This window comes from Pseudomonas syringae group sp. J309-1 (genome assembly GCF_032582135.1).
In the GTDB taxonomy this organism is placed as follows: domain Bacteria; phylum Pseudomonadota; class Gammaproteobacteria; order Pseudomonadales; family Pseudomonadaceae; genus Aquipseudomonas; species Aquipseudomonas quasicaspiana.
In genome coordinates, this window is record NZ_JAWHNU010000009.1 from 107,791 (window position 1) to 127,126 (window position 19,336).

Genomic DNA, 19,336 nt, shown 5'->3' on the forward strand with positions numbered 1-19,336 from the left:
TTCATCGCCAGTCATCCCCGGCGGGTTTATGAGCTCAGGCCGAGCGCACGGTGATCCCGTGGCGTGTCGGTTTCCCTTGCAGCAAGCGGTCACTGCCGTTTGTCCGTGACGACACTAGAGGCTCAATCCCTTTCTATTTACCTGGTTAGCCGCCCGGAGTGCTCCATGCCTGATTACCGCTCTAAAACGTCCACCCACGGCCGCAACATGGCCGGCGCTCGTGCCTTGTGGCGCGCAACCGGGATGAAGGACGCAGACTTCAAGAAACCGATTATTGCCGTTGCCAACTCGTTCACCCAGTTCGTGCCGGGCCACGTTCACCTCAAGGACATGGGCCAACTGGTTGCCCGTGAAATCGAGCGGGCCGGTGGCGTCGCCAAAGAATTCAACACCATTGCCGTGGATGACGGCATTGCCATGGGCCACGACGGCATGCTGTATTCGCTGCCGAGCCGCGAGATCATCGCCGACTCCGTCGAATACATGGTCAACGCCCACTGCGCTGACGCCATCGTCTGCATCTCCAACTGCGACAAGATCACCCCAGGCATGTTGATGGCTGCTTTGCGCCTGAACATCCCGGTGATCTTCGTTTCCGGCGGCCCGATGGAAGCCGGCAAGACCAAGCTCGCCTCCCACGGCCTGGATCTGGTCGATGCCATGGTCATCGCAGCCGACTCGACAGCCAGCGACGAAAAAGTCGCAGAATACGAGCGCAGCGCTTGCCCGACCTGCGGTTCATGCTCAGGCATGTTCACCGCCAACTCGATGAACTGCCTGACCGAAGCACTGGGTCTGGCACTGCCGGGCAACGGCTCGACACTGGCCACTCACAGCGACCGCGAGCAACTGTTCCTGCAGGCTGGCCGCACCATCGTCGACCTGTGCCGTCAGTACTACATCGAAAACAACGACGCCGTCCTGCCGCGCAACATCGCCAACTTCAAGGCGTTTGAAAACGCCATGATGCTGGACATTGCCATGGGTGGCTCGACCAACACCATCCTGCATTTGCTGGCTGCCGCTCAGGAAGCCGAGATCCCCTTCGACCTGCGTGATATCGATCGCCTGTCCCGCACCGTTCCGCAGCTGTGCAAAGTGGCGCCGAACATCCAGAAGTACCACATGGAAGATGTGCACCGCGCTGGCGGTATCTTCAGCATCCTCGGCTCGCTGGCCCGCGGCGGTCTGCTGCACACCGACCTGCCGACCGTCCACAGCCCGTCCATGGAAGAAGCGATCGCCAAGTGGGACATCACCCAGACTGACGATGAAGCTGTGCATACCTTCTTCCGCGCAGGCCCTGCCGGTATCCCGACCCAGACTGCATTCAGCCAGTCGACGCGTTGGGAAACCGTGGATGACGACCGCGAAAATGGCTGCATCCGCAGTTTCGAGCACGCCTACTCGCAAGAAGGCGGCCTCGCCGTGCTGTACGGCAATATCGCGCTGGACGGCTGCGTAGTGAAAACCGCAGGGGTCGACGAATCGATCCACGTATTCGAAGGCAACGCCAAGATCTTCGAAAGCCAGGACAGCGCTGTGCGCGGCATCCTTGCTGACGAGGTCCAGGCGGGCGACATCGTGATCATCCGCTACGAAGGCCCGAAAGGCGGCCCGGGCATGCAGGAAATGCTGTACCCGACGTCGTACCTGAAATCCAAAGGTCTGGGCAAAGCGTGCGCATTGCTCACCGACGGTCGTTTCTCGGGTGGTACTTCGGGTCTGTCCATCGGACACGCATCGCCTGAGGCGGCTGCCGGTGGTGCGATTGGTCTGGTGCGTGACGGCGACAAAGTACTGATCGACATCCCGAATCGCTCGATCAACCTGCTGATCGACGACGCAGAAATGGCCTCGCGCCGTGCCGAGCAAGACAAGAAAGGCTGGAAGCCGGTGGAAGTGCGTCCACGTAAAGTGACGACAGCGCTGAAAGCCTACGCCCTGCTCGCCACCAGTGCCGACAAAGGCGCTGTGCGCGACAAGGCGTTGCTGGACAAGCTGGTGCCTTAAGCGTTTTCAGTGAACACAAAAAACCCGGCAGCGATGCCGGGTTTTTTATTTTCAGATCACGCAGTCCCTGTAGGAGCCAACTTGTTGGCGAGACAATGGTCCTGCTTTACCTGAAATATCGTCTCGCGAACAAGTTCACTCCTACAAAATCTCATCCGGCTTGACGATCACCCAATTCTTGTCTGCCGTCACCGGCAAACCTTCTTTGGCCTGAGCCTCTGCATTGCTTTTGATCATGCCGTTCAACTGGGTCATGTATTTGTCTTTGCGGTTGATCCACAAATGCACGCCGCCCTTGTTGACGTCTACGCCGTGGAACAGCATGTAGCCATCGCTGGTTGGCGTATCGCCTGCTACGAGCACTGGTTTCTTCCATTGGTCGATGTAGGTGAGGATTGCTGCCTGCTTGCCCGCCATCCAGGTCGCTGGAGTCCAGAGATAAGGCGTCAGCTCAAGACCAAGGTTGGCCTTCTCGTCGTACTTGCCCGCCGTGATCTGCTTGCGCGCGGTGGTCAATTCACCGGTTTTCTTGTCCTTGAGCAACATGGTCACGCCGATCACGTTCTGCGGTTTGACGTTGTAGCCGTACTTGGGATCAGCGGCGACCATCCGCACCAGCTCTTCAGAAGCGGCGGTCATCACGTAGACCTCAATGCCGTTTTCCATCAGCTTGTTGAACAGTTCTTTCTGGCCGGTAAAGATGCGCGGCGGCTCGACATCAAGCTTTTTGACCACATCGCCATCGTAATAAGTGGCAGGGATCGGTTTACCCAGGGCCATCAGCTCATCGACATAACCTTTGAGCTCCTTGAGGGTAAAGCCCGAGAACACTTGAGCGACCCATGGATAGCAAACCATGTCGTCGACTTCACACAGGCGGTAGTAGTAGCTGAACAGGCTTTCCTTGTGATCAGCCGTGTCCTTGAAAGGTATCAGCTTGAGGGATGGATCGAGCTTCTCCCGGGTGATCAGCCCTTTGCTTTCCATGTACGGCAGCAGCGACTCTTCGAGGTCGAAGCGGTAACTGGTGTTGTCCATGTCGAAAACCGCGTAATTGCCCTTGTTGGCATTGGCGGCAATCATCGCGTCGAGTGCTTTTGCGGCGGGCTCAGGCCAGTGTTTCAACTCGGTGGCAGCAAACGCCTGCCCGGCCAGACCAAGGCAGAGTGCGGCGGCAAGCAATCGTGGAGCGAACTTCATCGTGGTATCCCCCTGAAAGTTAAGAGGATGGACCGTAACAAATTATGATGACTGATTGGGGATGCCAGCGACTGTGTACGTTCCGAGGGCGTCACACTGGAAGCGATTCGCGACGCAGATTTCCGATTACGACATTTTTGTGACAGAAGCAATCGATCCTCGGTAGGAGCGAACTTGTTCGCGAGGCGATATTCCAGACGGCGACAGGAACAATGCCTCGCCAACAAGTTGCCTCCTACCGGCGCTCCCAAACCTCAAAGCTATACGCAGGCTTTTCATCCACCGCTGGGTTCAACACCTCGGACACCAACGCCCATTCGGCCAGATCAAACTCCGGAAACCACGCATCGCCTTCGGGACTCAGTGCAACACGGGTCAGGTACAAGCGATCTGCCTGAGCCAGACCCTGGGCATATAACTGCGCACCGCCGATCAGCATCACTTCCGCAACGCCCTGCTCCAGCGCCCATTCTTCAGCGCGGGCAACAGCGGACTCCAGCGACGTAAAGACCTCGGCACCCTCAAGCTGCAGATCCGCTTGGCGCGTGACCACCAGATTAAGGCGACCTGGCAGCGGTCGCCCCAGCGAATCCCAGGTCTTGCGACCCATGATGATCGGCTTGCCCAGAGTCGTGGCTTTGAAGTATTTGAAATCCCCCGGCAAGTGCCAGGGCATGGAATTGTCGACGCCAATCACTCGGTTCTCACCAAGGGCGGCAATCAGGCTAAGCGGAAGTTGATTTTTCATGGCGGCGAGAATAACAGACGCTGACACTGAATTCGTAGCGGCCGATTTGCTCGAATACAGGGCGCAGAGGTTATGCTCCTTTACTGATTCATTCGACGAGACGCTGTGTGACTGTTCTGACTCCCCTCGATACCCTCTGGCTGACCGAAGCCGTGCGCCTGCGCGAAGAACAGGCCGGCCCGCTGGAAGACCTTGAAGCCAACCGTCGCGCCCGGGCCAACGGTGGCGATCTGACGAACCGCGTGCAAAGCCGGGCCCTGTGGCTGGCCGAACGCGATGGCATGCGCTCCGCACTGCCACACTGGAAACAAGGCGCCCGACTGGCCCTGATTGCACTGGCGATTCTCTCGGTACTCAGCGGTGCCGGGCTCGCCTTCGCGGCGCTGGGCGACGGCCAAACGCCGGTCAATGTGTTCTGGGCGCTGGGCAGCCTGCTCGGGCTGAACCTGATTATGCTCTTCAGCTGGGCGATGAGTTTTAGCGTCGCCGGGCAAAACACCGCCAGCCTTGGACGCCTCTGGCTATGGCTCAGTGAAAAGCTTGCCCGCGATGCCCAGGCCGCCCAACTTGCCCCTGCGCTGATTGTGCTGTTGCAGCGCAAACGCCTGAATCGATGGGTGCTGGGGGCGGCGATACATGGTTTATGGCTGCTGGCACTGGTCAGCGCGCTGGTGCTGCTATTGATGCTGATGGCGACGCGACGTTATGGCTTTGTGTGGGAAACCACTATTTTAGGCAGCGACACCTTCGTCAGCCTGACCCAGACCCTCGGCATTCTCCCGGCCATGCTGGGCTTTGCTGTACCGGACGAGTCCATGATCCGCGCCAGCGGCGACAGCGCCCTGGTTGTTGAATCAGGTCGTCAGGCTTGGGCGGCATGGCTGCTCGGCGTGCTATTGGTCTATGGCATCGTGCCGCGCCTGATCCTTGCGTTGGTGTGCCTGTGGCGCTGGCGCATCGGCCGGGCTGCACTGAGTCTGGACCTGGCCCTGCCCGGTTACAGCCAGCTTCGCGAACGCCTGATGCCCAGCAGCGAGAGACTGGGGGTCAGCGACGCTGCGCCAGAGCAACTGCATCAAGTACTGCCCAATGGCACGGCACAACAAAGCAACGGCGCATTGTTGGTCGCTATCGAGCTGGACGATGAACAGCCATGGCCGCCGCTATTGCCGGAAAACGTGGTCGATGCAGGCATTCTCGACAGCCGGGAATCCAGGCAAAAACTGCTCGATCAACTGACCCGCTTTCCGCCTGCCCGGTTGCTGATTGCCTGCGACCCACGTCGCTCACCTGATCGCGGCAGCCTTGCGCTGGTTGCCGAACTGGCTCGCTGTGCGGGCGCAACACGAGTCTGGTTGCTATCGGCCCCTGCCGGGCAACATCTGAACGCAGAGCGAGTCAGCGACTGGCACGCGGCGCTGCAGCAACTGGATCTCGCGTGGAGCGACAGCGCGCCACTGAACTGGCTGGAGACGGGTCATGACTGACAAGGACAAGATCCGCCCGCTGAAACTGTCGGTGGTCGGCCACACCAATGTCGGCAAGACCTCGCTGCTCAGAACGCTGACTCGCGACGTAGGCTTCGGGGAAGTCTCCCATCGGCCGAGCACCACCCGCCATGTGGAAGGCGCGCGGTTGTCGGTAGATGGTCAAGCACTGCTTGAGCTCTACGACACGCCGGGCCTGGAAGACGCCATCGCGCTACTGGACTTTCTCGAACGCCAGGATCGACCGGGCGAGCGGCTGGACGGCCCCGCACGGCTGGCACGCTTTCTGGAAGGCAGTGAAGCAAAACAACGCTTTGAGCAGGAAGCCAAAGTCATGCGCCAGTTACTGGCCTCTGACGCCGGCTTGTACATCATTGATGCCCGTGAGCCGGTACTGGCCAAGTACCGCGACGAGCTGTCGATCCTGGCCAGTTGTGGCAAACCGTTGCTGCCAGTCCTGAATTTTGTCAGCAGCGCAGAACACCGGGAGCCCGCATGGCGCGAGGCACTTGCACGACTGGGTCTGCATGCGCTGGTGCGCTTTGATAGCGTCGCGCCGCCAGAAGATGGCGAGCGGCGCCTCTATGAAAGCCTTGCCCTGCTGCTGGAAAACTCCAGAGATCAACTGGAACGGCTGATTCTGGATCTTGAGGCCCAGCGCGAAATCCGACGACAAAGTGCTAGCCGGTTGATCGCGCAGTTACTCATTGACTGCGCGGCCTGCCGACGCAGCGTTTCCACTGAATCGGGCCATGAACAACAAGCCATTGATGAACTGCGCAAAGCCGTGCGTCAGCGTGAACAGCGCTGCGTGGAAGAGCTGCTCAAGCTTTACGCGTTTCGCGTTCAGGACGCGGCAGCCAGCGATTTGCCACTGCTGGACGGGCGTTGGGGCGACGATTTGTTCAACCCGGAAACCCTCAAGCAACTGGGCGTACGAGTCGGCGGGGGGATAGCGGCAGGCGCGGCAGCGGGTGCCGGTGTCGATTTGCTGGTGGGTGGCCTCACCATGGGCGCAGCGGCTTTGGCCGGGGCGATTGCCGGTGGTGCATTACAGACTGCACGCAGTTACGGTGGACGATTGCTCGGCAAGATTAAAGGCCAGCGCGAACTGACGGTGGACGATGCTGTACTTCGCCTGCTTGCGCTGCGTCAGCGCCATTTGCTGCTGGCCCTCGGCGCACGGGGCCACGCAGCGATGGAAAGCATCCAGTTGACCACACCACAGGATAAAACCTGGCGCGAAGGTAAACTGCCGGAAGCTCTGCACAAGGCTCGTGCACATCCGCAGTGGTCGTCGCTCAATCCCGGGGCGAAACTGAACCAGGCGGAGCGGCAGGAGCAGATTGAAGAATTGGCGAAAGTGATATTCGAATCCTGAAAAATTTTCTCTGCCTGTTGGAGCGCGCTTGCCCGCGATCGCGTTTCTTCCGGCACTTTGATGCTGGATGGAGGACAGTCATCGCGGGCAAGCGCGCTCCTACAGGAATAGCGCTCGGCCACCACCGGTAGTCGCTTTGCAAAATTTTGCCTACGCGAAATCAACAAGCACCGGTATCATCGCGCGCCCGATACACCCGGAACCGTATTGCTCATGAAACCGACCTTGATCGCCGCCGCAGAAATCGACCGTATCGATACCTGGGCCAAATACTCCAGCCATATGTGCGGAGGCTGTATTTCCAGCTGCTGCACGCTGCCTGTTGAAGTGAAGATCAAGGACTTGATCCGCATCGGCATCGTCGATGACTTCGAGCGGGGCGAACCGGCGAAGAACATCGCCAAGCGTTTGCAGAAGGAGGGGATTGTCGAGCGCTACAACCAGAAGTCCGAAATCTTCACCTTGCAGCGCATGAGCAATAACGACTGCCTGTATCTGGATCGCAAGAGCCGCCTGTGCACCATCTACGACAAACGCCCGGATACGTGCCGCAACCATCCCAAGGTTGGGCCGCGTCCCGGCTACTGCGCTTACAAGCCCAAAGATGTGGTTCGCCAGGCGAGCGGCACGCTGAAGAACAACACCAGCACGCCGTTTCCGAAGTTCTGACACCGGACTGTCGCGCGGCTAAATGGTCGCCTGTGAGGGCTGGGCTTGGTCTGGGCGGCATTCCGACGATAAGGTCGACGCAATTCTCGGATAGACCGAGGCGGCCTTATCGTCGGAATGCCGCCCAGACCAAGCCCAGCTCCCACAAATACCGTAGCGCCTGCAAAGTCAGCGATCAGTAAGCACCATACAAACAAAAACGCCCCCGACCTTGCGGTCGGGGGCGTTTTTTCAAGCCTGATTAAAAACTAATCAGTTCTTGGCTTTCTTGGCAGCGCGGGTACGCTCGCTTTCGTCCAGGATCTTCTTGCGAAGACGGATGGACTTAGGAGTCACTTCGCACAGCTCGTCGTCCTGGATGAATTCCAGAGCCTGTTCAAGGGTGAACTTGACCGGTGGAACCAGAGCGATGGTCTCGTCTTTACCCGAAGCACGCATGTTGTCGAGCTTCTTGCCTTTGGTTGGGTTGATACCCAGGTCGTTGTCGCGGCTGTTCAAGCCAACGATCTGACCGCAGTAGATCTCTTGACCGTGTTCAACGAACAGCTTGCCACGAGCCTGCAGGGTTTCCAGCGAGTAGGTCAGAGCCTTGCCGGTTTCAACCGAAACCAGAACGCCGTTCTGACGGCCAGACACATCGCCCGACTTCATGGTGTCGTAACGGTCGAAGATCGAGGTCAGGATGCCTGCACCGGAGGTGAGGGTCAGGAACTCGTTACGGAAACCGATCAGACCACGAGCAGGGATGTTGTACTCAAGGCGCACACGGCCCTTGCCATCCGGAACCATGTTGGTCAGATCGCCTTTACGCAGACCCATTTGCTCCATGATGGAACCCTGGGATTCTTCTGGCAGGTCGATGGTGACGTTTTCAAACGGTTCCTGCTTCACGCCGTCAACAACACGGATGATCACTTCTGGACGACCAACACCCATTTCGAAGCCTTCGCGACGCATGGTTTCGATCAGTACCGACAAGTGCAGCTCACCACGGCCCGAGACCTTGAACTTGTCAGCGGTGTCGCCTTCTTCAACGCGCAGAGCAACGTTGTACAGCAGCTCTTTGTCCAGACGTTCCTTGATGTTACGGGACGTCACGAACTTGCCTTCTTTACCGCAGAACGGCGAGTCGTTTACCTGGAAAGTCATCGAAACGGTAGGTTCGTCAACGGTCAACGGCACCATTGCTTCCACGTTCAGTGGATCGCACAGAGTGTCGGAGATGAACAGCGAATCCATACCGCTGATGCAGACGATGTCGCCAGCGGCGGCTTCTTCAACGTCGATGCGGTGCAGACCGTGGTGACCCATCAGCTTCAGGATACGACCGTTACGGCGTTTGCCGTCGGCGCTGATCGCTACAACCGGGGTGTTCGGCTTGACGCGACCACGAGCGATACGGCCAACGCCGATAACACCCAGGAAGCTGTTGTAGTCCAGAGCGGAGATCTGCATCTGGAAAGGACCGTCACGGTCAACAGACGGCGCTGGTACGTTGTCGACGATCGACTGGTACAGCGGGGTCATGTCTTCAGCCATTTCAGCGTGGTCCAGACCGGCAATACCGTTCAGGGCCGAGGCGTAGACGACTTTGAAATCCAGCTGTTCTTCGGTAGCACCCAGGTTGTCGAACAGGTCGAAGATCTGATCCAGAACCCAGTCCGGACGCGCGCCTGGACGGTCAACCTTGTTGATGACCACGATTGGACGCAGGCCGGCTTCGAAAGCCTTCTTGGTCACGAAACGGGTTTGCGGCATAGGGCCGTCTTGAGCGTCAACCAGCAGCAGCACGGAGTCAACCATCGACATTACGCGCTCAACTTCACCACCGAAGTCGGCGTGGCCCGGGGTGTCCACGATGTTGATGTGGTAGCCGTTCCAGTTGATGGCGGTGTTTTTCGCCAGAATGGTAATACCGCGCTCTTTCTCCTGGTCGTTGGAGTCCATCACGCGCTCGTCGTTGAGCTCGTTACGCTCCAGAGTGCCGGATTGGCGCAAGAGTTTGTCTACCAGGGTAGTTTTACCGTGGTCAACGTGAGCAATGATGGCGATGTTGCGTAGATTTTCGATCACTTGTGTATCTCGATCAGAGGATTCGGTTAGCTGAATACTGCTAAACAGCTATTTATAACGTCAGAGTCGGCCAAAGCCGTTACGGCTAGACGACTGGCGTCGGGGGGCCGGTGACGCAAGCCACAGGCAAACAGCCCCGGGCACTTAGCTCGGTCTATAAACGCGCACATTGGCATACCCCTCACTGAGCAAATGGTGAGCATGCAGGCGACTCATGACGCCTTTGTCGCAATACAACAGGTACTGGCGCGTGTTATCCAGTTCCTTGAAGCGGCTGTTCAGTGCATAGAACGGCAGCGCCTGTACTTCAATACCAGGCAATACCAGCGGCTGATCTTCCTGAGCATCCGGGTGACGGATGTCAACGATGACCTGCCCTGCCAGTGCCTGACTGACTTCTTCTATCTCGACACTCTGGCTCAGATCGTCAATCACACGATCGATCGAAACCAGCTTGGCGTTCTCCAGCGCTCGCTCGAGAACCGCCATGTCGAACTGTTGCTCTTCGTACTCAACGCGGTTTCGCTTGGCGTTGGTCTTGGGGTTGATCGAAATCACCCCGCAATACTCAGGCATATGCCTGGCGAAATCGGCAGTACCGATTTCAACCGCCTGATCGACGATGTCCTGCTTGTGGCTGGTGATCAACGGACGCAAAACCAGCTTGTCAGTCGCGGCGTCAATCAACGACAGGTTCGGCAACGTCTGGCTGGCAACCTGTGAAATCGCTTCGCCGGTAACCAGCACATCGATATCAAGACGGTCAGCGATAGAGGATGCAGCGCGTAACATCATACGCTTCAAAACTACACCCATATGACTGTTATCGACTTTCTGCAGGATTTCTCCGAGAACTTCCTCGAAAGGCACGCTGATAAACAGCACGCGCTGGGAGCTGCCGTACTTCTTCCAGATGAAATGCGCGACTTCCATCACGCCCAGTTCATGGGCACGACCGCCCAGATTGAAGAAGCAGAAATGCGCCATCAGCCCGCGACGCATGACCTGATAGGCCGCCACGGTCGAATCGAAACCACCGGACATCAACACGAGGGTTTGTTCGAGGGCGCCTAACGGGTATCCGCCGACACTATTGTGCTGGCTGTGGATGACAAACAACCGTTTGTCGCGAATTTCCATTCGCACCACGATTTCCGGCTTTTTCAGCTCGATACCGGCCGCACCGCACTGCTTGCGCAACTGACTGCCGACGTATTTTTCGACATCCATGGAGCTGAATGCATGTTTGCCCGCGCGCTTGCAGCGCACTGAAAACATCTTGCCCGGCAGCAGATCGGCGTAGTGCAGCTTGCACTTGGCAACGATGTCGTCCATGTCGCCCAGCGGGTATTCGGCCACCTGAAGGAAATTGGCGATACCCGGCATGCAGCTCAGGCGGTCGGTCATGTCCTGCAGGACCTTGGGGTCGGTCAGTTTCGTCTGAACCTCGAGGTTGTCCCACGAGCCATCCACCACCAGTACCGGGTCCAGATCACGGAGCACGGTACGGATATTCTTGGCCAGCTGGCGGATGAATTGCTTACGCACCGGCGGGCTTTTGATGATGATTTCGGGGAAGACTTTTACGATTAGTTTCATGAAAACAGCGCGCGAGGTGCCAGCCGAAAAAGAGGGGGCGGGATTATAGCGGAAATTGCTCAAGGTTTAACCAGTTATCGTGCAACCAATCTTCGACGCACCAAAAAAGACCTGTCGGACAATATGCAGCCTCATTGTGGTGCGTTAAATTTTCAAATCGACGATTTTTATCCCTGAATTGCTAGCGTTTCGGGCATAAAACCCATCTCGGGGCACTGGCATGCAATTTGCTCCCTTGTGAGGCAGGTTGCCTTGGCAGAGTATTTGCGCCGGCATCACCCAAATTCTAAGGGCCCAAACCATTAAATAGGCCCGAAGCCACCCGGAGGACACCATGTCGAAGTCGGTTCAACTCATCAAAGATCATGACGTTAAGTGGATTGATCTGCGCTTCACGGACACTAAAGGTACACAGCACCACGTGACCATGCCGGCTCGTGATGCGCTGGAAGACGACTTCTTCGAAGTCGGCAAGATGTTCGACGGCTCCTCCATCTCTGGCTGGAAAGGCATCGAAGCCTCCGACATGATCCTGCTGCCGGACGACGAAACTGCCGTTCTCGATCCGTTCACCGAAGACCCAACCCTGATTCTGGTTTGCGACATCATCGAACCTTCGACCATGCAAGGTTACGACCGCGACCCACGCGCTATCGCTCACCGCGCCGAGGAATACCTGAAGTCGACCGGTATCGGTGACACTGTATTCGCCGGTCCAGAGCCAGAATTCTTCATCTTCGACGAAGTGAAGTTCAAATCCGATATCTCCGGTTCCATGTTCAAGATCTACTCTGAGCAAGGTTCGTGGATGTCCGACGCAGACATCGAAGGCGGTAACAAGGGTCACCGTCCAGGCGTCAAAGGTGGTTACTTCCCTGTTCCACCATTCGACCATGACCACGAAATCCGCACCGCAATGTGCAACGCTCTGGAAGAAATGGGCCAGACCGTAGAAGTTCACCACCACGAAGTGGCGACAGCTGGTCAGAACGAAATCGGCGTGAAATTCAACACGCTGGTTAAAAAGGCTGACGAAGTTCAGACCCTGAAATACGTTGTTCACAACGTTGCTGACGCTTACGGCCGCACTGCTACCTTCATGCCTAAGCCTCTGTACGGCGATAACGGTTCGGGTATGCACGTTCACATGTCCATCTCCAAAGATGGCAAGAACACCTTCGCAGGCGAAGGCTATGCCGGCCTGTCCGACACCGCTCTGTACTTCATCGGCGGCATCATCAAGCACGGTAAGGCACTGAACGGCTTCACCAACCCGGCTACCAACTCCTACAAGCGTCTGGTTCCAGGCTTCGAAGCTCCGGTCATGCTGGCCTACTCGGCTCGTAACCGTTCCGCTTCGATCCGTATTCCTTACGTCAGCAGCCCTAAAGGCCGCCGTATCGAAGCTCGCTTCCCGGATCCATCTGCCAACCCATACCTGGCTTTCGCAGCACTGCTGATGGCTGGCCTGGACGGCATCCAGAACAAGATCCACCCTGGCGACGCAGCTGACAAAAACCTGTATGACCTGCCGCCTGAAGAGGCCAAAGAGATCCCACAAGTTTGCGGCAGCTTGAAAGAAGCCTTGGAAGAGCTGGACAAAGGTCGTGCGTTCCTGACCAAAGGCGGCGTTTTCAGCGACGACTTCATCGACGCTTACATCGCCCTGAAAAGCGAAGAAGAAATCAAAGTACGTACCTTCGTACACCCACTGGAATACGAGCTGTACTACAGCTGCTGATCCAGTCGCGTCAGTAATTGCGACGCACAAAAGAGGCCTCCTTCGGGAGGCCTTTTTTATGGGCGGTATTTAACATGCGATATCTATTTGTTGCCCCACGCGCTACCAGCAAGCGCATGCTGTCGTATCGCGAACACCGCCCCTTGTAGGAGCGAACTTGTTCGCGAACGGCTGCGCAGCAGTCGCAAGTCTGGAAACACGATTCCACCAAGTAGACCGAGTCGCGGCCTTTGCTGCCGCTTCGCGCCAGATCGCGAACAAGTTCACTCCTACAGGGATGCATTTCAAATTCAGAAGACTGCATTTTATTTATCAGGAGAAAAACATGCCTAATTCGAAGCACCTGCTTGTCCTGTGCGCCACCCTGGCAGGTCTGGCCGCCTGCGCGGTCACACCCACGACTTCGCCCGCCCCTGCGGCGCTAGCACCTCTGATGGTAACCATCAGCGAACGCCTTGCCATTGCAGACCAGGTCGCGCTGACCAAATGGGACAGCGGGAAACCGATTCAGGACAGCCCACGCGAAGCGCAGGTCATCGCTGCTGCCGCAAAGCTCGCACCGACCTACAATCTGGATCCACAGGACGTCAGCCAACTCCTCGTTGCGCAGATCGAAGCGAACAAGCTGGTGCAGTACGCACTTCTCGCGAAGTGGCACGAAGCCGGTAAGGCGCCAGACACCCCACGGCCGGATCTGGTCGGGCAGATTCGCCCACAACTGGATCAGCTACAGACCCGATTACTGCGCGAATACTCAGCCTTTGCGCCGTACCGTCAGGACCCGCAATGCCCAAACTGGCTGATTCAACAGTCCCGACTGCAAGCCAAAGACCCGATTCATGATATTGCACTGACTCGCGCAGTCGGCGAGTTGTGCGTTATCCGTAAATGATCACGAGCCGCTTAAGCTGATTTATGTTCTATGCTGCGCCCATTACACCGCCAACTGCATCAACGCCACGGAGCCTGCATGCACCGAAGCCTCATCTGTCTGCTGCTGTTGATCGCATTGCCCGCAGCGGCGCAGATCTACAAATACACGGACGCCAACGGCAACGCCGCGTTCAGCAATCAGCCGCCTGATGGTGTGAAGGCCAAGGTTGTCGAACTGCCGCCGCTCAATAGCGTTGATACCCAGAAAATGGCGACCCCGGTGACACCACCGCAAAATCCGCAACCCCAGGCTCAGGCGCAAGCGGGCTACGAAACGCTGGAGTTGGCCGATCTTCCGACCGACGAGGCGTTACGCGCCAACAACGGCACCTTCACCGTTGGCGTATCGATCAAACCAAGATTGATGCAGGGGCATTTGCTGCAACTGGTGGTCGACGGCGACCTCTATGGCCAACCGGGCAACGTGCCGCGCCTGCAGGTCGTCAATATTGATCGTGGAGAGCACAGCTTTGCAGTGGCTGTGCTGGATAACGGCCGCATCATCCAGCAAAGCCCAACCATCACTCTGACGGTGCAGCGCGTTCATGTCGGCAAACCTTGAATCCCGGCTGAGTATCAGCATGCTCGCCTGGCTGCTGATTACCCTGCCCACATCAGCGCTTGCGGAGGTGTATACCTATACGGACGCACAAGGTAACCGGGTCTTCACCGATCAGCCTCACAAGAACGCGAAGCGCGTGGAGATCCTGCCCAGCAATAACACCACCGGATCGCCCCCCAAACGCACCGTCCAGCAAAGCGCGCCGCCCAAGGCAAAACCCAAAGCGATGTTTCGTTACGACCTGCTACGGATTCTGGTGCCAGAACCGGACGCAACTGTGCGCAGCGCCCAGGGCGAACTCATTGTCACCGTCACCAGCGACCCCGCCTTGCAGCCGGGTCATAGCTATCGGCTCCTGGTTGATGGTCAGCCTTACGCCCAAGCCGGACGAAGCCCTGTCTTCCCGTTGAAGAATGTAGATCGAGGCACCCACCAGCTCGCGGTGGAGATTCTCGATGAGACAGGACGCGTGCTGGAAAAAACGCCGAATCAGCCCTTTCACCTGCTGCGTATTTCACTGGCGCAAAAGCGTCTCGCCAATCCCTGCAAAACCGCCGAATACGGCATCCGGCCTGAGTGCCCTATAAAGGACAAACCAGAAGAAGAGAGCAGCATCCTGCCTTTCTTTTGATTCAGATCCCCTCCCCAAACACCAAAGCCCTAAATTGGTGCAAGATATTGCAAGCCAGTGGACCCACCACCCCATTTTGGTTCGAAAATGGTCCGCACCAATGAACCATTCAAACGCACTGTCCAAAAAAAGCCCGATTTTGCAGATTAAACGCTTCTTTTCGGAGCCTTGGTTTGGTTTTTGCAACTTGGCTATAACAGCACCTTTATCTGCACTGGATACAAATGTATCAGTGGCGTTACCCACGCTGGAGAAGACCAACCAGCGCCTGCGACCCGAGGCTCGCCTGGAATCGCAATGAGCCAAAAGAGGTCAACGACTTTAATGACTATCAGCGACGCGCTGCACCGTTTGTTACTCGACAACCTGACCACTGCCACCATTCTGCTCAATGCCGACCTGCGCCTTGAGTACATGAACCCGGCAGCGGAGATGCTGCTGGCCATCAGCGGTCAGCGCAGCCATGGGCAATTCATCAGCGAGCTGTTCACTGAATCTGCAGAAGCCCTGAGCTCCCTGCGCCAGGCGGTGGAACAAGCGCACCCGTTCACCAAACGCGAAGCCATGCTCACCGCCCTTACCGGCCAGACACTGACAGTTGATTACGCGGTAACGCCCATCCTCAGCCAGGGCGAGACCTTGTTGCTGTTGGAGGTCCATCCTCGTGACCGCCTGTTGCGCATCACCAAAGAAGAAGCGCAACTGTCCAAGCAGGAAACCACCAAAATGCTGGTGCGTGGCCTGGCTCACGAAATCAAGAATCCACTCGGCGGTATTCGTGGCGCAGCGCAATTACTGGCCCGGGAGCTGCCTGAAGAGAGTTTGAAGGACTACACCAACGTAATCATCGAGGAAGCCGACCGCCTGAGAAACCTGGTGGATCGCATGCTCGGATCGAACAAGTTGCCTTCGCTGGCCATGACCAACGTGCACGAAGTGCTCGAACGCGTCTGCAGCCTGGTCGAAGCAGAAAGCCAAGGGTGCATCACGCTGGTGCGCGACTATGATCCAAGTATTCCCGACGTATTGATCGACCGCGAACAGATGATTCAGGCCGTGCTCAATATCGTGCGAAACGCGATGCAGGCCATCAGTAGCCAGAACGAGCTGCGTCTGGGCCGGATCAGCCTGCGCACCCGTGCGATGCGTCAGTTCACCATCGGCCATGTGCGTCACCGGCTGGTCAGCAAAATCGAAATTATCGACAACGGTCCTGGAATCCCCGCGGAGCTTCAGGAAACCATTTTCTACCCGATGGTCAGTGGCCGCCCTGACGGCACTGGGCTCGGTCTTGCGATAACGCAGAACATCATTAGTCAGCACCAGGGGCTGATCGAGTGTGACAGCCATCCTGGCCACACCACCTTCTCGATCTTCCTGCCGCTGGAACAAGGAGCAGCTTCGACATGAGCCGTAGTGAAACTGTCTGGATCGTAGATGACGATCGTTCCATTCGTTGGGTTCTGGAAAAAGCCTTGCAGCAAGAAGGCATGACCACACAAAGCTTCGACAGCGCCGACGGCGTGATGAGTCGTCTGGCTCGTCAACAACCGGATGTGATCATCTCCGACATCCGCATGCCGGGTGCCAGTGGCCTGGACCTGTTGGCGCGCATTCGCGAGCAACACCCACGCCTGCCGGTCATCATCATGACCGCCCATTCAGACCTCGACAGCGCTGTTGCCTCTTATCAAGGCGGCGCGTTCGAGTACCTGCCAAAACCATTCGACGTCGATGAAGCCGTTTCTCTGGTCAAGCGTGCCAACCTGCATGCCCAGGAACAGCAAGGCATGGACGTTGCGCCGACACTGACACGCACCCCTGAAATCATTGGCGAAGCGCCAGCGATGCAGGAAGTGTTTCGGGCCATCGGCCGCCTGAGCCACTCCAACATCACCGTGTTGATCAACGGCGAGTCAGGGACCGGTAAAGAACTGGTTGCCCACGCCTTGCATCGCCACAGCCCACGCTCGGCCTCGCCGTTCATTGCGCTGAACATGGCTGCGATTCCAAAAGACTTGATGGAATCGGAACTGTTCGGCCATGAAAAAGGCGCATTTACCGGCGCAGCAAACCTGCGTCGCGGCCGCTTCGAACAAGCGGATGGCGGCACGCTGTTCCTCGATGAAATCGGCGACATGCCTGCTGACACTCAAACCCGTTTGCTACGGGTTCTGGCTGACGGCGAGTTCTATCGCGTGGGCGGCCACACGCCGGTCAAAGTTGACGTGCGCATCATTGCGGCGACTCACCAGAACCTGGAAACACTGGTGCAGGCGGGCAAATTCCGGGAAGACTTGTTTCACCGTCTGAACGTGATTCGTATCCACATCCCGCGCATGTCGGATCGTCGTGAAGACATTCCGACCCTGGCCAAACACTTCCTTAGCCGTGCGGCGCAGGAACTGGCGGTCGAACCGAAACTGCTCAAGGCGGAAACCGAGGAATACCTCAAACACCTGCCTTGGCCGGGTAACGTTCGCCAGCTGGAAAACACCTGCCGCTGGATCACCGTCATGGCCTCGGGCCGTGAAGTGCACATCAGCGACCTGCCACCCGAGCTGCTGAGCCTGCCGCAAGATGCAGCGCCGGTGACCAACTGGGAACAGGCATTGCGCCAATGGGCCGATCAGGCGTTGGCCCGCGGCCAATCCAGCCTGCTGGACAGCGCCGTGCCGACCTTCGAGCGCATCATGATCGAAACTGCCCTCAAGCATACCGCTGGCCGTCGTCGCGACGCCGCCGTGCTGCTGGGCTGGGGCCGCAACACCTTGACTCGCAAGATCAAGGAGCTGGGCATGAAGATCGATGGTGGTGACGATGACGAGGGTGATGAAGGCTGATTAAAGCCCTCACCCAAAAGCCCGGGGTTGCGTATGCAGCTCTGGGCTTTTTTGCTTTTGCACGCTGCTGGATGCAGACACCGCGTTGTCTCGCATCAACCATGGGCACCTGTAGGAGTGAGCTTGCTCGCGATTGCGATCTCACCGTCATAACCGGATTGTCTGCTACAACGCTTCACGAGCAAGCTAATCTCTCATCAAAAATGCAAAACAACTGGATTGAAATGCACTCTCTGTAGGAGCTGCCGAAGGCTGCGAAGCATTTATCCTGACACGCCGCGATCGCAGCCTTCGGCAACTACAGGTCCTGTGTTTGCTCAGGTTTACCCAACATCAATGCCAATCCATGCCTGTTTATAACTGCGTACAGCATGTAAAAGTATCGGCACATTCAAAATGGAGGTGGACCATGAATCAGAACAATCCTCGCAAAGTCGCCATTGTCACTGGAGCGTCTCGCGGCATCGGTGCAGAGATCGCCAAACGCTTGTCAGCCGATGGTTTTGCAGTGGTCGTCAACTACGCCAACAGCGCCAGCGAAGCTGACTCACTGGTGGCAGAGTTGCTCGCCGATGGCGGTCAGGCCATCGCGGTCAAAGCCAACGTGGCCGACACTAACGAAGTCCGCGCCATGTTTGATCTGACCGAGCAAAAACTGGGCAAGATCGACGTGCTGGTCAACAACGCCGGGATCATGAAAACCATGCCCATTGCGGATACCAGCGACGAACTCTTCGAACAGACCTTCGCCATCAACACCCGCGGCACCTTCAACACATTGCGTGAAGCCAGTGCTCGAATGAACGACGGCGGGCGGATCATCAACTTCTCCAGCTCGGCGCTGGCGCTGAACATTCCTGGCTACGCGATCTACAACGCGACCAAAGCCGCGGTTGAATCATTCACCCATGTGTTCGCCAAAGAACTGCGCGGACGCAACATCACCGTCAACGCAGTAGCACCCGGCCCCGTCGCTACCGAGCTGTTCCTGAATGGCAAAACCGAAGAGCAAATCAAGAACTTCGCAAACATGCCGCCCCTGCAACGCCTGGGTCAGCCAGAAGACATCGCCAATGTCGTGTCATTTCTGGCCGGGCCGGAATCAGGCTGGGTCAACGGGCAGATCCTGCGCGCCAACGGCGGGTTGGCGTAGATCGATGTGAACCGAGTTGCTAACTCTAAGCCCTGAAGGAGACTCTATGTTGGCCTGCAGAATGAATTCGGTCCCACAGGCTCATCATGAACCTGAAGCCGCACACAAATCCGTGGGAGCGAATTCATTCGCGAAGGGGCCGGTACATTCGATGTATCTGTGCTGTCAGGAATACCGCTTTCACGAATGAAGTGGAGCGCCACCCCGGTCGGTCCCACAGGCCCACCATGAACCTGAAGCCGCACACAAATCCGTGGGAGCGAATTCATTCGCGAAAGGGCAGGTACATTCGATGTATCTGTG

At 57.4% G+C, this 19,336-nt stretch carries 16 protein-coding genes; 12 read left to right on the plus strand and 4 right to left on the minus strand.

Features of this window, described 5'->3' with window-relative positions:
- Nucleotides 1–165 precede the first annotated feature (165 nt).
- The gene (gene ilvD, locus RX972_RS07805) at nt 166–2,013 is read left to right on the plus strand and encodes a dihydroxy-acid dehydratase (RefSeq protein ID WP_027899677.1); all 1,848 of its coding nucleotides are present in this window, start codon (nt 166–168) and stop codon (nt 2,011–2,013) included.
- Nucleotides 2,014–2,154: 141 nt separating this feature from the next.
- Here the strand turns inward: ilvD and RX972_RS07810 are convergent, their stop codons facing one another.
- Nucleotides 2,155–3,213, minus strand: coding sequence for a haloacid dehalogenase-like hydrolase (locus tag RX972_RS07810; RefSeq protein WP_316873806.1), 1,059 nt, complete (start codon nt 3,211–3,213; stop codon nt 2,155–2,157).
- Between the two features lie 235 nt (nt 3,214–3,448).
- Nucleotides 3,449–3,961 (minus strand): dihydrofolate reductase, encoded by a 513-nt coding sequence (locus RX972_RS07815; RefSeq protein ID WP_316873808.1) that lies wholly within the window; start codon nt 3,959–3,961, stop codon nt 3,449–3,451.
- Nucleotides 3,962–4,068: 107 nt separating this feature from the next.
- Here RX972_RS07815 and RX972_RS07820 point away from each other — a divergent pair, with 107 nt between their 5' ends.
- The 3 genes from RX972_RS07820 (at nt 4,069) to RX972_RS07830 (ending at nt 7,498) form a co-directional block, all read left to right on the plus strand.
- Nucleotides 4,069–5,448, plus strand: coding sequence for a DUF2868 domain-containing protein (locus RX972_RS07820; protein ID WP_316873809.1), 1,380 nt, complete (start codon nt 4,069–4,071; stop codon nt 5,446–5,448).
- The gene (locus RX972_RS07825) at nt 5,441–6,829 is read left to right on the plus strand and encodes a GTPase/DUF3482 domain-containing protein (RefSeq protein ID WP_316873811.1); all 1,389 of its coding nucleotides are present in this window, start codon (nt 5,441–5,443) and stop codon (nt 6,827–6,829) included. Before RX972_RS07820 ends, RX972_RS07825 begins: the two co-directional genes overlap by 8 nt.
- 213 nt (nt 6,830–7,042) lie before the next feature.
- Nucleotides 7,043–7,498 (plus strand): YkgJ family cysteine cluster protein, encoded by a 456-nt coding sequence (locus RX972_RS07830; RefSeq protein WP_027899672.1) that lies wholly within the window; start codon nt 7,043–7,045, stop codon nt 7,496–7,498.
- Between the two features lie 252 nt (nt 7,499–7,750).
- Here the strand turns inward: RX972_RS07830 and typA are convergent, their stop codons facing one another.
- Both typA and thiI read right to left on the minus strand, forming a co-directional pair.
- Nucleotides 7,751–9,571 (minus strand): translational GTPase TypA, encoded by a 1,821-nt coding sequence (typA, locus tag RX972_RS07835; RefSeq protein WP_095100978.1) that lies wholly within the window; start codon nt 9,569–9,571, stop codon nt 7,751–7,753.
- Nucleotides 9,572–9,715: 144 nt separating this feature from the next.
- Nucleotides 9,716–11,170, minus strand: a complete 1,455-nt coding sequence (gene thiI / locus RX972_RS07840) for a tRNA uracil 4-sulfurtransferase ThiI (protein ID WP_231667308.1) — start codon at nt 11,168–11,170, stop codon at nt 9,716–9,718.
- Between the two features lie 334 nt (nt 11,171–11,504).
- Between thiI and glnA the strand changes: the two genes are divergently transcribed.
- The 8 genes from glnA (at nt 11,505) to RX972_RS07880 (ending at nt 19,033) form a co-directional block, all read left to right on the plus strand.
- Nucleotides 11,505–12,911 (plus strand): glutamate--ammonia ligase, encoded by a 1,407-nt coding sequence (glnA, locus tag RX972_RS07845; RefSeq protein WP_027902136.1) that lies wholly within the window; start codon nt 11,505–11,507, stop codon nt 12,909–12,911.
- Nucleotides 12,912–13,236: 325 nt separating this feature from the next.
- Nucleotides 13,237–13,803, plus strand: coding sequence for a chorismate mutase (locus RX972_RS07850; RefSeq protein WP_316873820.1), 567 nt, complete (start codon nt 13,237–13,239; stop codon nt 13,801–13,803).
- Between the two features lie 78 nt (nt 13,804–13,881).
- Nucleotides 13,882–14,406, plus strand: coding sequence for a DUF4124 domain-containing protein (locus RX972_RS07855; RefSeq protein ID WP_231676448.1), 525 nt, complete (start codon nt 13,882–13,884; stop codon nt 14,404–14,406).
- A gap of 19 nt (nt 14,407–14,425) precedes the next feature.
- Entirely contained in the window at nt 14,426–15,037 is a 612-nt protein-coding gene (locus RX972_RS07860) for a DUF4124 domain-containing protein (RefSeq protein WP_231676451.1), read from the plus strand.
- 100 nt (nt 15,038–15,137) lie between these two features.
- Nucleotides 15,138–15,338, plus strand: a complete 201-nt coding sequence (locus RX972_RS07865; protein ID WP_161628614.1) for a hypothetical protein — start codon at nt 15,138–15,140, stop codon at nt 15,336–15,338.
- Between the two features lie 23 nt (nt 15,339–15,361).
- Complete coding sequence (glnL, locus tag RX972_RS07870) at nt 15,362–16,447, plus strand: nitrogen regulation protein NR(II) (protein WP_027902132.1); 1,086 nt, start codon at nt 15,362–15,364, stop codon at nt 16,445–16,447.
- Nucleotides 16,444–17,880 carry a nitrogen regulation protein NR(I) gene (gene ntrC / locus RX972_RS07875; RefSeq protein ID WP_027902131.1) on the plus strand — a complete coding sequence of 479 codons (1,437 nt, stop codon included), beginning with the start codon at nt 16,444–16,446 and terminating at the stop codon, nt 17,878–17,880. Before glnL ends, ntrC begins: the two co-directional genes overlap by 4 nt.
- A 409-nt stretch (nt 17,881–18,289) precedes the next feature.
- The gene (locus tag RX972_RS07880; protein WP_316873825.1) at nt 18,290–19,033 is read left to right on the plus strand and encodes an SDR family oxidoreductase; all 744 of its coding nucleotides are present in this window, start codon (nt 18,290–18,292) and stop codon (nt 19,031–19,033) included.
- Nucleotides 19,034–19,336: the final 303 nt, after the last annotated feature.

What these genes read in the sequence shown, in the direction of transcription:
- glnA (WP_027902136.1), top strand. Translation starts at nt 11,505, where the DNA reads ATGTCGAAGTCGGTTCAACTCATCAAAGATCATGACGTTAAGTGGATT.
- RX972_RS07860 (WP_231676451.1), top strand. Translation starts at nt 14,426, where the DNA reads ATGCTCGCCTGGCTGCTGATTACCCTGCCCACATCAGCGCTTGCGGAG.
- RX972_RS07815 (WP_316873808.1), bottom strand. Translation starts at nt 3,961, where the DNA reads ATGAAAAATCAACTTCCGCTTAGCCTGATTGCCGCCCTTGGTGAGAAC.
- RX972_RS07855 (WP_231676448.1), top strand. Translation starts at nt 13,882, where the DNA reads ATGCACCGAAGCCTCATCTGTCTGCTGCTGTTGATCGCATTGCCCGCA.
- RX972_RS07825 (WP_316873811.1), top strand. Translation starts at nt 5,441, where the DNA reads ATGACTGACAAGGACAAGATCCGCCCGCTGAAACTGTCGGTGGTCGGC.
- thiI (WP_231667308.1), bottom strand. Translation starts at nt 11,170, where the DNA reads ATGAAACTAATCGTAAAAGTCTTCCCCGAAATCATCATCAAAAGCCCG.
- ilvD (WP_027899677.1), top strand. Translation starts at nt 166, where the DNA reads ATGCCTGATTACCGCTCTAAAACGTCCACCCACGGCCGCAACATGGCC.
- RX972_RS07880 (WP_316873825.1), top strand. Translation starts at nt 18,290, where the DNA reads ATGAATCAGAACAATCCTCGCAAAGTCGCCATTGTCACTGGAGCGTCT.
- RX972_RS07865 (WP_161628614.1), top strand. Translation starts at nt 15,138, where the DNA reads ATGAACCATTCAAACGCACTGTCCAAAAAAAGCCCGATTTTGCAGATT.
- glnL (WP_027902132.1), top strand. Translation starts at nt 15,362, where the DNA reads ATGACTATCAGCGACGCGCTGCACCGTTTGTTACTCGACAACCTGACC.
- RX972_RS07850 (WP_316873820.1), top strand. Translation starts at nt 13,237, where the DNA reads ATGCCTAATTCGAAGCACCTGCTTGTCCTGTGCGCCACCCTGGCAGGT.
- ntrC (WP_027902131.1), top strand. Translation starts at nt 16,444, where the DNA reads ATGAGCCGTAGTGAAACTGTCTGGATCGTAGATGACGATCGTTCCATT.
- RX972_RS07810 (WP_316873806.1), bottom strand. Translation starts at nt 3,213, where the DNA reads ATGAAGTTCGCTCCACGATTGCTTGCCGCCGCACTCTGCCTTGGTCTG.
- RX972_RS07830 (WP_027899672.1), top strand. Translation starts at nt 7,043, where the DNA reads ATGAAACCGACCTTGATCGCCGCCGCAGAAATCGACCGTATCGATACC.